Genomic DNA, 12,959 nt, shown 5'->3' on the forward strand with positions numbered 1-12,959 from the left:
GCGGGGGCCGCGTTGTCAGTGGCTCGTGGCAGGATCGGGGTCGTGGCAGAGACAGCATCGAAGAAGACCGAGAAGACCTCCTCCGGCGGGCGCCCGCGATTGATGCTCATGGACGGGCACTCGCTGGCGTACCGAGCGTTCTTCGCGCTGCCCGCGGAGAATTTCACGACGGCGACGGGACAGCCGACGAACGCGATCTACGGCTTCGCGTCGATGCTCGCCAACACCCTGCGCGACGAGGAACCCACACACTTCGCGGTGGCGTTCGACGTCTCCCGCAAGACCTGGCGCTCCGAGGAGTTCACCGACTACAAGGCGAACCGTTCCAAGACCCCCGACGAGTTCAAGGGCCAGGTCGAGCTCATCTGCGAGCTGCTCGACGCCATGCACGCCGAGCGGTTCGCGGTCGAGGGCTTCGAGGCGGACGACGTCATCGCCACCCTCGCCACCCAGGCCGAGGCCGAGGGCTTCGAGGTGCTGATCGTCACCGGCGACCGGGACTCCTTCCAGCTGGTCTCCGAGCACACGACGGTGCTGTATCCGACGAAGGGCGTCTCCGAGCTGACCCGGTTCACCCCGGAGAAGGTCTTCGAGAAGTACGGGCTGACACCCGCCCAGTACCCCGACTTCGCGGCCCTGCGCGGCGACCCGTCCGACAACCTGCCGGGCATCCCCGGCGTCGGCGAGAAGACCGCCGCGAAGTGGATCAACCAGTTCGGTTCGTTCGCGGAGCTCGTCGAGCGCGTCGAAGAGGTCAAGGGCAAGGCGGGTCAAAACCTCCGCGACCACCTGGAGGCCGTCAAGCTCAACCGCCGGCTCACCGAGCTGGAGCGGCACATGGAGCTGCCCAGGACGGTCGCCGACCTGGAGCGCGCCGCGTACGACCGCAAGGCCGTCGCGATGGTCCTGGACACCCTGGAGATCCGTAACCCCTCCCTGCGCGAGCGCCTGCTGGCCGTCGACCCCGGAGCCGACGAAGCCGAACCCGCACCCGCGGTCGCCGAGGGCGTGCCACTGGACGGCGCGGTGCTCGGCGCGGGCGAGCTCAAGCCATGGCTCGACCAGCACGGCAACGCGGTCCTCGGTGTCGCCACCGTCGATACCTGGTCGCTCGGCACGGGCGCGGTGGCCGAGGTCGCGCTCGCCGCGGCGGCAGGAGCAGCCGCCTGGTTCGACCCGACGCAGCTGGACGAGGCCGACGAGAACGCGTTCGCGCAGTGGCTCGCCGACCCGGACAAACCCAAGGTGTTCCACAACGCCAAGGGCGCCATGCGCGTCTTCGCCGACCACGGCTGGACCATCGCCGGCGTCTCCATGGACACCGCGCTCGCCGCCTACCTCGTCAAGCCCGGACGCCGCTCCTTCGACCTGGACGCGCTCTCCATGGAGTACCTCCACCGGGAGCTGGCGCCCGCCGCCGCGGCCGACGGGCAGCTCGCCTTCGGCGCCGACGAGGGTGCCGAGGCCGAAGCGCTGATGGTGCAGGCCCGCGCCGTACTCGACCTGGGCGAAGCCTTCGGGGACCGGCTGAAGGAGGTCGGTGCGGCCGATCTGCTGGGCGACATGGAGCTGCCGACCTCGACGCTGCTCGCCCGCATGGAGCGGCACGGCATCGCCGCGGACCGCGCACACCTCGAAGCCATGGAGCAGTTGTTCGCGGGCGCCGTGCAGCAGGCCATAAAGGAAGCGCACGCGGCAGCCGGGCACGAGTTCAACCTGGGCTCGCCCAAGCAGCTCCAGGAAGTCCTCTTCGGCGAACTGGCCCTGCCCAAGACCAAGCGCACGAAGACCGGTTACACCACGGACGCGGACGCTTTGGCCTGGCTGGCCACCCAGACCGACAACGAACTGCCGGTCATCATGCTCCGCCACCGCGAGCAGGCCAAGCTGCGCGTGACCGTCGAAGGCCTCATCAAGTCGATCGCCGCGGACGGCCGTATCCACACCACGTTCAACCAGACGGTCGCCGCCACCGGCCGCCTCTCCTCCACGGACCCCAACCTCCAGAACATCCCGGTCCGCACCGACGAGGGCCGCGCGATCCGCCGCGGCTTCGTCGTCGGCGACGGCTTCGAGTCGCTCATGACCGCCGACTACAGCCAGATCGAGTTGCGAGTGATGGCCCACCTCTCCGAGGACGAGGGCCTCATCGAGGCGTTCACCTCGGGCGAGGACCTGCACACCACGGTCGCCTCACAGGTGTTCTCCGTGGAGCGCTCCGCGGTGGACGCTGAGATGCGGCGCAAGATCAAGGCGATGTCGTACGGCCTGGCGTACGGCCTGTCGGCCTTCGGCCTGTCCCAGCAGCTGAACATCGACGCGGGGGAGGCGCGGGTGCTGATGGACACGTACTTCGAGCGCTTCGGCGGCGTACGGGACTATCTGCGCCGGGCTGTGGACGAGGCGCGGGCCACGGGCTACACGGCGACGCTGTTCGGGCGCCGCCGCTACCTACCCGACCTCAACAGCGACAACCGCCAGCGCCGCGAGGCAGCCGAGCGGATGGCCCTGAACGCGCCCATCCAGGGCACCGCCGCCGACATCGTCAAGATCGCCATGCTGAACGTCGACCGCGCCCTGACCGAAGCGAACCTCAAGTCCCGGATCCTCCTCCAGGTCCACGACGAAATCGTCCTGGAGATCGCCCCCGGCGAGCGGGAACAGACCGAGGCCCTGGTCCGCCACGAAATGGCCAACGCGGTCCACCTCCGGGCCCCACTGGACGTTTCGGTCGGCTCGGGCGACGACTGGGAGTCGGCGGCGCATTAGCCTTCGGCGGGCTGGGATTGGGCGACGCAAGGGCTGAGTCGTCGGTGGCCGCGCGCCGCTGAGGCGCGAACGGTTCGTGTCGCGCCCCGTAGGGGCGCGGGGCTGTGTCAATCTACGGCTCCGCCGCGCGGGCACGACCAGCCACCGACGACCCGCAGCGTTCGTACCGGCCGCACCCCACTTCCCGCGGAGCGCGCGGCGGAGCGATCGTCACTCGCCTGGCTCTCCAGCACAAGCCCCGCCCTCCGCGCCCCCGGAGGATGCGGGGCATGGGCCCTCACATACGACGGCACTGCCGCACCGCACTCGCGTCCGCGCTGCGCACGCCGGTCCCCGCCCTCGCAGCCGGCGCCAGCACCGCCCGCGTCCCCACCGGCGCAGAGCCCCTCGACGCACCCAGCCCATGCGCCCACTGCCACTCCTCCCACGTCCCCGTCACTGTGACAGTGCCCGGAGAAACCGCCCCGACCTGCGCGTTCGCGAACGCGCAGCAGTAGACGGCTCAGCGAGGAGCCGGACGGCTCGGCTCCGTACGATCCGCTGCCTGGCCAGAAGGAACCGGAGCCGGACGCCACACCCTGACTCCCAAGCCGTACAGGAGCAGCCCGATGGCCAGCCCGGCCCCTGCCCCGAAGCACACGGTGGGAATCAGCTCCCAGGGCTCCGCACGCGACCCCCAGTAAGCCCACCACCGAGACGCCCGCTGCACCGCTGCCACCACCGCACAGCCACCGATCACCAGCCCGGCGAGCCACCGGTCCCGTACAGACAGCACCGGAACCCCTACGGGTTCCACCACGGGCCGTCGCCGCAGAGCGAGGGCCACGAAGACCGCGATCACCACCGCCAGCACGGCCGACCCTCCGTACTGCAGATACCAGTACAGCGGCGAACCCGCCAACTCCCGCCCCAGTACGGGAAAGACCCGCATCCCCCACCGGTCGAGGTGGGTGAACGCGTCCAGCACGACATGCGTCAGCGCGCCCAGCAGCGCGGACACGTACCACCACAGCGCCCGCGCCGGCCGGAAGGGCGCACGTGGCGCTCCACATCGCAGCAGAGCCCCTGTACGCCCTTGCCAGCGCGGCGGCAGCAGCGCCACCAGCGGTTCGCGCAGCAGCAGCCAAACGCCCACGAGCATCCAGGCGATGAGGATGTCGATCGTGAACACACCGGTGAAGGAGTGCGTGAACTCGCCGAACTCCATCGCCTCGGGCAGCACGCTCGCCACGTAATAGGTCAAGTCGGGCGCGAACGAACCGGCAATGAGTACCGCGGGAACCAGCGGACCGCGACCGCTTCCGTCCAGGCGGACGACGGGCAAGACAGCCGCGGCATGGCTGAGAGTGAACGGCAACTGGGCTCCCCGTTAACGACGTTGACCGAACCTGACGGTCCTGAACGCTTCCTTGATCGAGGACGCCAGTATGCGGGACGAGCATCGCAAACTTCGGGCGCACGCGGGCCGCAGAAAACGGATCCGGCCAACCGGTGAATTTCGGGCACGAACAGGTGTATGCGCGCCGCAAGTTGTCGTAGGGTCACCTGAGTTGCCGCGCGGGGAGCGTGGCCGGCCGGCAGGACAACGCGCACGGCGCGGGCAGTCGACGACGGGAGGGGTTCACGCGATGGCGGCGCAATTCGGCAGGAGGCTGGCCAAAGGGACGGTAACGACCGCTGTGGCCGCGGCCGCGGTGGCGGCCCTCTCCGCGTCCCAGGCCCCGGGCGTGACCACGCAAGACCGCCAGAATGCCGGCTCGCAGCCCTCGACCGAGGTCAACCCCGAAGAGAGCGCGACCGGTAACTCGCCGTACTACACGGACCTCCCGCCGCTCAACAGCCCGACCCCGAGCCCGAGTACGACTCCCGGCGGCGACGGCCCCATCGGCGAAGCCGAGGCCGGCATACCCGCGACGGTCCTCGACGCCTACAAGAAGGCCGAGGCGGCGCTCCGCGAATCCAAGCCCGGCTGCAACCTGCCCTGGCAACTCCTCGCCGCCATCGGCAAGGTCGAGTCCGGCCAGGCCCGCGGCGGCCGCGTCGATGCCGACGGCACCACGACTGCGCCGATCCTCGGCCCCGTCCTCAACGGCAACGGCTTCGCGAACATCTCCGACACGGACGGCGGTGAGTTCGACGGGGACACCTCGCACGACCGAGCCGTCGGCCCCATGCAGTTCATCCCCTCCACCTGGGCCTGGTCGGGCCGGGACGGCAACGGCGACGGCACGAAGGACCCCAACAACATCTACGACGCGGCTCTCGCCGCCGGCCACTACCTCTGCCGGCTGGACCGCGACATGTCCGTCCAGAAGGAACTGAACCGCGCGATCCTCAGCTACAACCAGTCGACCGAGTACTTGAACCTGGTCCTGACGTGGCTCGAGTACTACCGCAAGGGCACCCACGAGGTGCCGGACGGCACGGGCGCACTGCCCTCCGACCGCAGCGACGACAACAACAGCGGGGCGGGCCGCAACCCGTCAGCGACCCCCCCGGGCACGTCGAGGCCGTCGGGCCCCAACTCCACGCCTGAGGGCGGCGGTTCCGGCAGCCCCTCGCCCGGCGGCGAGGGCTCCAGCACGCCCAAGCCTCCCGGGTCCGGCAGCCCGAACCCGCCCAGTTCGCCGCCTCCGAGCTCGCCTCCGGCCTCCCCGTCCACGCCCACGGACACGGTGACCCGCATCGAGAACGCGGGCACCGGCAAGCTCACCGCGACCGCCGGTGACGCCTTCACGGGGAAGATCGCCGCGCGTACGGAGACCAAGGCCGGCAAGGCCGTGGCGAAGGTCCGGGTCCGCTTCACGATCGTCGGCACCACGGACGCCACCTTCAGCGGCGGCGAGAGCGTCGCCACCGTCGTCACCAACAGCGCGGGCGTGGCCACCGCGCCCGCGCTCAAGGCCGGTGAGGAGACGGGCCAGTTCACGGTCCGCGCCACCGTCGTCGGCCGCAGCGTGCCCGCCCTCAACTTCGCGGCGACGGTCACCGCCCGCCAGGCCGACGCCCTCGTCCGCACCAGCGACGACGAGCTGGCCTGCGCCCCGGGCGACGAGTTCGAAGACCAGGTCGAGGTGAAGGCCACGTACAAGGGCGCCGCCGCCGACGGTGTCGCGGCCACCGCCACGCTCGTCACTTCGGCGGACGACGCGACCGTGAACGACGAGGGCCCCTACTTCAAGGACGCCGACGGCGAGGCCGTACGCACCCTGAAGGGCCTCAAGACGGACGCGGACGGCCTGCTCGAGCTGCCGAAGCTGTACGCGGACGACACGACCGGCACGTTCCTGCTGCGCATCACCACCACCGGCGGCGCGACCCTGACGGTCGAACTGAAGGTAGCGGCGGCGACGGCCTCACCGAGCCCTTCCGCTTCGTAGATCCTCTGCATCAGCGGCGCCCTCTCCGTCCGGTCGACGGAAGGGGCGCCGCTGTCTGTGTGTGCAACGTGTTCTCATCTCGGCCTGCCGTTGCTACGGTGCCCCAGCCCTGACGCTCCATCAGCTGGCTGGGGAGGCCCCGTATGCGCGCCCTGATCGCCGCCGCGACCGGTCTCGCCGTCGCGCTCGCGCTGGTCCTCACGATCACGGCCATCGGCTCGCCGGCCGGCAAGACCTCACCGAAACCGCTGCTGACCACCATCCCCGAGCACCCGTAACCCCTAGGGAGGGCCGCCCAGATGCGCCGCAAGGCCAGCCTGATCCTCCTCGCCTTCGCCGTGTTCTGCACGGCGCTGTCCCCGCTGCTGCGCTGGTACGCCTTCCCCCGCCTCGCCAAGATCCCGGCCAACCAGTACCAGGACATGGTCCTGGAGGCGAAGGACGCGACCCTCCTCGACTACGGGACCATGACGGCCAGGAAAGTCGACAAGGTCAGCATCGTGCAGACCCTCAAGGGCAACGTCGAGGCCTCCGAGAAGATCGAGAAGACAGCGGGCCGCGACGTCGTCGTCTGGGACGGCCTGTCCTACGTCCAGGGCCCCGACGGCAAGATGGTCTCCAAGATCCCCGAGCGCTACATCTTCGACGCCCACACCCAGGAACCCGTCCACGCCACCGGTGAGATGGTCGACGGCGACGCCGTCAGGCGCGAGGGCATCGAGTTCAAGTGGCCCTTCCTGACCGAGAAACGGGACTACGAGTACTTCGACGCGCAGGCCCGCGTCACCGCCCCCATCCACTACAAGGGCACGCAGGACTTCCGGGGCGTAAACGTTTACTACTTCGAGCAGACCATCCCCTGGACCAAAGTGCCCATCCCCAAGGCCATGCCGGTCAAAGGCATCACTCCGGAGTCGGTCGCCAAGACGGGCACCACCCGCTGGTACACCACAGTGCGCAAGTTCTGGGTCGAACCAGCCACCGGAGCGCCCGTCTACGGCGAGGAGATCCACAAGGAGGAACTGCGCGGCGGCACGCTCCTAGGGGGCCGCGACAAGGTGACCGCGTTCTCCGGGCACGTCAAAATGCGCGAGGACTACATCGACTCGACAGTCGACCTGGTCAAGTCCCAGCGCGTACTCATCATGTTGCTGACCTCGTACCTGCCCTGGGGCTTCCTGATCCTGGGCGCCGGACTGCTGTCGCTGTCCCTGTACCTGGAAGCCCGCAGCCGCCGCCCCGCGGACCCGGCGCCCACGGAGACGCACGAACCGGAACCCGTCAGCGCCTGAGGCGCGCGTTCGTATACCGGGTCGGCTCCGCCGTGGCGGGATCCTCGGGCCACGGATGCTTCGGATACCGGCCGCGCAACTCGGCCCGTACGCCCCGGTACCCGTCCCGCCAGAACGAGGCTAGGTCGGCGGTGACGGCGGCGGGCCGTCCGGCGGGCGACAGCAGATGCACGAGTACGGGCACCCCGGCGACGGCCGGGGACTCCTGCAGGCCGAACATCTCCTGCAACTTCACGGCGAGTACGGGCTGTTCAGGATCCGCGTAGTCGATCCGGATTCTGGACCCACTCGGCACCTCGATCCGCTCGGGCGCCAACTCCTCGAACCGCGCCGCCTCCCCGGAGGCCCACGGCATCAGCCGCCCGAGGGCCTGCCCGGCGTCGATCCGTTCCAGATCGGCCCGCCGCCGCGCCCGGCTCAGCTCGGGCTCCAACCAGTCGTCCACGCGCGCGTGCAGGGCGTCGTCCGAAACCGCGGGCCAGGGAGCCCCCAGATGGTGACGCAGGAACCCGAGCCGCTGCCGCAGCACCTCGGCATCCCGAGACCACCGCAACAGCCCGAGCCCCTCCTCCCGCAACCCGTCAAGCAGCGCCTGTCGTACGAGCCCGGGGGCGGCGTTCTTGAGCGGCCGTACCGTCAACTCCACGGCCCCCAGCCGCTCCACACGCCGAGCGATCACGTCCCCGTCCGCCCAGCGCACCTCCTCGCCCACGCCGTACAGCGCTCCGGCGGCCCGCCGCGCGGTCTCCTCGTCCACAACGGCCCCGAGCCGCACGCGCGCGTGCCCCGCCCCCACAGGCCGATCCGCAACGGCGACAGCGAGCCAGGCCGTTCCCCGCAACCCCGTCCCTCCACCGAGCTCGGCCCGCGTACCGGAGACCATGAGATACGAGCCGCCCTGCGCACGAGCAACCCGCTCGGGAAAGGCGAGAGCGGCAACGAGGCCTGCTACGTGGTCGTCGCCCGGTGCTTCCTGCACGCGTGTGCCGGACTCGGCGGTCCCGGGCGACGTCGCGGTACGGAGCCGTCGCGCCTCCGCCCTCCATCGGAGCGCATACGCGTCGCCGCCGCGCCGTGCGGTACGCCAAGCCGCGGCGAGGTCGTCGCCGTAGTCCCGCGGTGGCTCCTCGCTCAGCAGGGCGACCACCTCGGCTGCCCGGTCGGCGCCGACCTCGGGGGCAGCGTCCAGCAGGGCGCGGGCGAGCCGGGGATGCAGGCCCAGCCGGGACATGCGTACGCCCCGCTCCGTGGCCCGCCCTGCGGTGTCCACCGCCCCGATGGCCGTCAGGACGGTGCGTGCCGCGGCGAGCGCGCCGCTCGGCGGCGGGTCCAGCAGCGCGAGCCCGGACGCCTCCGGATCGCCCCAGCACGCAGTCTGCAAGGCGAATGCCGTCAGGTCGGCCACCTGGATCTCCGGCGCGGGGAAACGCGGCAGACGGGCGTCCTCCGCCTCCGTCCAGCACCGGTACACCGCCCCGGGCCCCTCACGCCCGGCCCGGCCCGCACGCTGCCGTCCGGCCGCCTGCGACGCCCGTACGGTCGTCAGCGCGCTCAGCCCTCGCGCATGGTCGACGCGCGGCTCCCGAGCCAGCCCGGCGTCCACGACTGTCCGTACGCCGGGAACCGTGAGGGATGACTCGGCCACGGACGTCGCGAGCACCACCCGGCGCCGTGACCCGGGCGAGAGCACCGCGTCCTGGACGGCCGCCGACGCCCGCCCGTGCACCTGGAGCACCTCGACCCCGCCCAGATCCCCCAACTGCCCGGCGACTCGGGCGATTTCCCCGACGCCGGGCAGAAAGCACAGCACGTCCCCCTTGCGCTCGGACAGCGCCCGCCGCACTACCGACGCCACATGCGTCAGCAGCGCCGGATCCACCCGCATCCCGTGCGGGGGCCGCACCGGCCGCGCGGGCGGCGCCCACACCACCTCGACGGGGTACGAGGCGTCCTCCGAGGTGATCACGGGCGCATCGCCCAGCAGCCGCGCCCACCCTTCCGCGTCCGTCGTCGCGGACGCGGCCACCAGCCGCAGCTCGGGACGGAGAGCGGCCCGTACGTCCCACAGGAAAGCCGCCACCGTATCGGCGTCCAGATGCCGCTCATGGCACTCGTCGAGCACGACCACATCGACACCGGCCAGCTCCTGATCCCGCTGCAGTCGCTGCAACAGGACACCGGTCGTCACGACCTCCACGCGCGCGTGCGGGCCCACCACCCGCTCACCGCGCACCGTGTAGCCGACGCGCTCGCCGACCTTCTCACCGAGCAGCCACGCCATCCGCCGCGCGGCGGCCCGAGCAGCGATCCGCCGCGGTTCAGCGACGACGACACGACGTACGGCCGGACGATCCGCATCTGCGCCCGCGCCCGGGTCCAGCAGCCCAGCCAGCTCCAACGGCACCAGCGTCGTCTTGCCGGTCCCCGGCGGCGCACACAGCACAGCCGTGCCATGCCCCTCCAGGGCGTCCCGCAACGCGGGCACGACAGAACGAACGGGTAGCCGGTCCAGAGCGTCGGTACGGATCACGCCCCCAGTGTCGTACGACGGCCAAAACGCCCCGCACGCGCGCGTGCCCCCGCATCACCCGCACGCGCGCGTGCCCGTTCGGTTATTCGTCCCGCTCGTCCCGCACGCACACGAAAATCGCCGTCCCAGGGATCAGATTTCCGCGCAGCGGCGACCAGCCGCCCCACTCCTGGCTGTTCCAGGAGGGCCATTCCGGTTCGACCAGGTCCACCAGCCGGAAGCCCGCAGCCACCACGTCCCGGACCCGGTCGCCGACCGTCCTGTGGTGCTCGACGTACTCCGCGCGCCCCTTCTCGTCCTGCTCCACGTACGGCGTGCGGTCGAAGTACGAGGCCGAGACGCTCAGGCCCTCGGGCCCCGGCTCGTCGGGGAAGGCCCAGCGGATCGGATGCGTGACGGAGAAGACGAACCGGCCGCCTGGCCGCAGCACGCGGCGTACCTCCCGAAGGACCCGCACCGGATCGGCGACGAACGGGAGCGCCCCGTACGCCGAGCACGCCAGGTCGAACGTGCCGTCCCCGAAGGGCAGTGCCCCGGCGTCCGCCTCCACCAGAGCCACACCCTTGGTGCCGATCCGCAGCGCGTGCTGAAGCTGCCGGTGCGAGAGATCCAGAGCGACCGGGCGGGCTCCCTGGGCGGCCAGCCAGCGCGAACACTGCGCCGCACCCGCGCCGATCTCCAGTACGTCCTTGCCCTTCAGCTCCTCGGTCGGCCCCAGCAGCTCGGCCTCCACCTCGTCGAGCCCCTCGGGCCCCCACACGAAGCGGTCGTCGCCGAGGAACGTGCCGTGCTCGACCTGGTAGTCGTCCGCGTTCCGGTCCCACCAGCCACGGCTGGCACGGGAGCTCTCCGCGACCCCCGCCGGGCGTCGCGTCGCCTCCGGCTCGAGCGGTTGGGGCTCTTCCTCTTCGCGCTCTTGGATGATCGGCTCCCTCGTATTAGTCTGCGGCCTCGACCGGCCGACCCGTCCCGGTGGTGTCACAGAAGGGGCTGTTTGAGCCTGCGTGACGCCAGAGAGTGTCTGGTGTGCGGCTCGGCCGCGAGTGGTCTTGTGCCGGGTATGCGGCGATCCGCCCCGGGTGTGCGCCTTCGCGCATTGACCCTGCCTGGCTGCCCCCGTATGCTACAAGTTGCGCTGCGGGCCTGCGCACCTCAGACGTAGCAGGCTGCGCTCGCATCTGTATGTATGTCCCCTCGGTTGTCGAGGCGCCTCTGGATCCTCAGATTTCGGCGCTTCCTTGGCTGTCCGGCTTCTGCAGAGCGAAACGGGCTCCCGGCGTGAGCAGTACCTACGACTTCAATGTCCGTACCGGAGCCCTTTCCCACATGACGAGCAGCACCGAGACCACCGCCACCACCCCGCAGGTTGCGGTCAACGACATCGGTAACGAGGAAGCTTTCCTCGCCGCGATCGACGAGACGATCAAGTACTTCAACGACGGCGACATCGTCGACGGCGTCATCGTGAAGGTCGACCGGGACGAGGTCCTGCTCGACATCGGTTACAAGACCGAAGGTGTCATCCCGAGCCGCGAGCTCTCGATCAAGCACGACGTCGACCCGAACGAGGTCGTCGCCGTCGGTGACGAGATCGAGGCCCTGGTCCTCCAGAAGGAGGACAAAGAAGGCCGCCTGATCCTCTCGAAGAAGCGCGCCCAGTACGAGCGTGCCTGGGGCACCATCGAGAAGATCAAGGAAGAGGACGGCATCGTCACCGGTACCGTCATCGAGGTCGTCAAGGGTGGTCTCATCCTCGACATCGGCCTCCGTGGCTTCCTGCCGGCCTCTCTCGTCGAGATGCGCCGCGTCCGCGACCTCCAGCCCTACGTGGGCAAGGAGCTCGAGGCCAAGATCATCGAGCTGGACAAGAACCGCAACAACGTGGTCCTGTCCCGCCGTGCCTGGCTGGAGCAGACCCAGTCCGAGGTCCGCCAGACCTTCCTCACGACCCTCCAGAAGGGTCAGGTCCGCTCCGGCGTGGTCTCCTCGATCGTCAACTTCGGTGCCTTCGTGGACCTGGGTGGCGTCGACGGTCTGGTCCACGTCTCCGAGCTGTCCTGGAAGCACATCGACCACCCCTCCGAGGTCGTCGAGGTCGGCCAGGAGGTCACGGTCGAGGTCCTGGACGTCGACATGGACCGCGAGCGCGTCTCCCTGTCGCTGAAGGCGACCCAGGAAGACCCGTGGCAGCAGTTCGCCCGCACCCACCAGATCGGTCAGGTCGTGCCCGGCAAGGTCACGAAGCTGGTTCCGTTCGGTGCGTTCGTCCGCGTGGACGAGGGCATCGAGGGTCTGGTCCACATCTCCGAGCTGGCCGAGCGCCACGTGGAGATCCCGGAGCAGGTCGTCCAGGTCAACGACGAGATCTTCGTCAAGGTCATCGACATCGACCTCGAGCGTCGCCGGATCTCGCTGTCCCTGAAGCAGGCCAACGAGTCCTTCGGTGCCGACCCGGCCTCGGTCGAGTTCGACCCGACGCTGTACGGCATGGCCGCGTCGTACGACGACCAGGGCAACTACATCTACCCCGAGGGCTTCGACCCCGAGACCAACGACTGGCTCGAGGGGTACGAGAAGCAGCGCGAGGAGTGGGAGCGCCAGTACGCCGAGGCGCAGCAGCGCTTCGAGCAGCACCAGGCGCAGGTCATCAAGTCCCGCGAGGCGGACGCCCAGGCCGAGGCCGAGGGCGCTGCCGGTGGCGGCGGCACCCCGGGTGCGGCTCCGGCCGCCTCTGGTGGTGGCGGCGGCGGTTCGTACTCCTCGGAGTCGGACGACAACTCCGGCGCCCTGGCGTCGGACGAGGCCCTGGCTGCCCTCCGCGAGAAGCTGGCCGGCGGCCAGAGCTAACGCTCGCGCTGGACTGAGCAGGTAACCGGGCCCGCACCCCTGTTGGGGGGTGCGGGCCCGGTGCTTTGCCCTGCTGGGGTCCCGTCGGCGCCCGCGCGGCATTAATCGCCCTCCACGCGCGCGTGCCGATGTCGTAGCGCA

8 protein-coding genes are annotated in these 12,959 nt (G+C 70.3%); 5 read left to right on the forward strand and 3 right to left on the reverse strand.

Annotated elements, in window-relative coordinates:
* Positions 1-42 precede the first annotated feature (42 nt).
* Positions 43-2,769 carry a DNA polymerase I gene (gene polA / locus ACQEVY_RS35630; RefSeq protein WP_432953556.1) on the forward strand — a complete coding sequence of 909 codons (2,727 nt, stop codon included), beginning with the start codon at positions 43-45 and terminating at the stop codon, positions 2,767-2,769.
* 502 nt (positions 2,770-3,271) lie between these two features.
* On the opposite strand, the gene ACQEVY_RS35635 is transcribed toward polA, so the two are convergent.
* On the reverse strand, positions 3,272-4,126 hold the full coding sequence (locus tag ACQEVY_RS35635; RefSeq protein ID WP_432953558.1) for a DUF4184 family protein: 855 nt from the start codon (positions 4,124-4,126) through the stop codon (positions 3,272-3,274).
* Between the two features lie 271 nt (positions 4,127-4,397).
* Here ACQEVY_RS35635 and ACQEVY_RS35640 point away from each other — a divergent pair, with 271 nt between their 5' ends.
* The 3 genes from ACQEVY_RS35640 to ACQEVY_RS35650 all read left to right on the forward strand — a co-directional run bounded on the left by ACQEVY_RS35640 (position 4,398) and on the right by ACQEVY_RS35650 (position 7,441).
* The gene (locus tag ACQEVY_RS35640) at positions 4,398-6,149 is read left to right on the forward strand and encodes a lytic transglycosylase domain-containing protein (RefSeq protein ID WP_432953560.1); all 1,752 of its coding nucleotides are present in this window, start codon (positions 4,398-4,400) and stop codon (positions 6,147-6,149) included.
* 143 nt (positions 6,150-6,292) lie between these two features.
* Positions 6,293-6,427, forward strand: a complete 135-nt coding sequence (locus ACQEVY_RS35645) for an SPW_0924 family protein (protein WP_106972263.1) — start codon at positions 6,293-6,295, stop codon at positions 6,425-6,427.
* A gap of 21 nt (positions 6,428-6,448) precedes the next feature.
* Positions 6,449-7,441 carry a DUF3068 domain-containing protein gene (locus ACQEVY_RS35650; RefSeq protein WP_432953562.1) on the forward strand — a complete coding sequence of 331 codons (993 nt, stop codon included), beginning with the start codon at positions 6,449-6,451 and terminating at the stop codon, positions 7,439-7,441.
* On the opposite strand, the gene hrpB is transcribed toward ACQEVY_RS35650, so the two are convergent.
* Together hrpB and ACQEVY_RS35660 are read right to left on the reverse strand one after the other, a co-directional pair.
* On the reverse strand, positions 7,431-9,971 hold the full coding sequence (gene hrpB / locus ACQEVY_RS35655) for an ATP-dependent helicase HrpB (RefSeq protein WP_432953564.1): 2,541 nt from the start codon (positions 9,969-9,971) through the stop codon (positions 7,431-7,433). The genes ACQEVY_RS35650 and hrpB overlap by 11 nt on opposite strands.
* Before the next feature lie 82 nt (positions 9,972-10,053).
* A complete protein-coding gene (locus tag ACQEVY_RS35660; protein WP_432953566.1) occupies positions 10,054-10,953 on the reverse strand; it encodes a class I SAM-dependent methyltransferase in 900 nt (299 codons plus the stop codon).
* A gap of 344 nt (positions 10,954-11,297) precedes the next feature.
* Here ACQEVY_RS35660 and rpsA point away from each other — a divergent pair, with 344 nt between their 5' ends.
* The gene (gene rpsA, locus ACQEVY_RS35665; protein WP_432953568.1) at positions 11,298-12,818 is read left to right on the forward strand and encodes a 30S ribosomal protein S1; all 1,521 of its coding nucleotides are present in this window, start codon (positions 11,298-11,300) and stop codon (positions 12,816-12,818) included.
* Positions 12,819-12,959 lie beyond the last annotated feature (141 nt).

The sequence above is a fragment of the Streptomyces sp. CA-288835 genome, assembly GCF_050936385.1.
Lineage (GTDB): Bacteria > Actinomycetota > Actinomycetes > Streptomycetales > Streptomycetaceae > Streptomyces.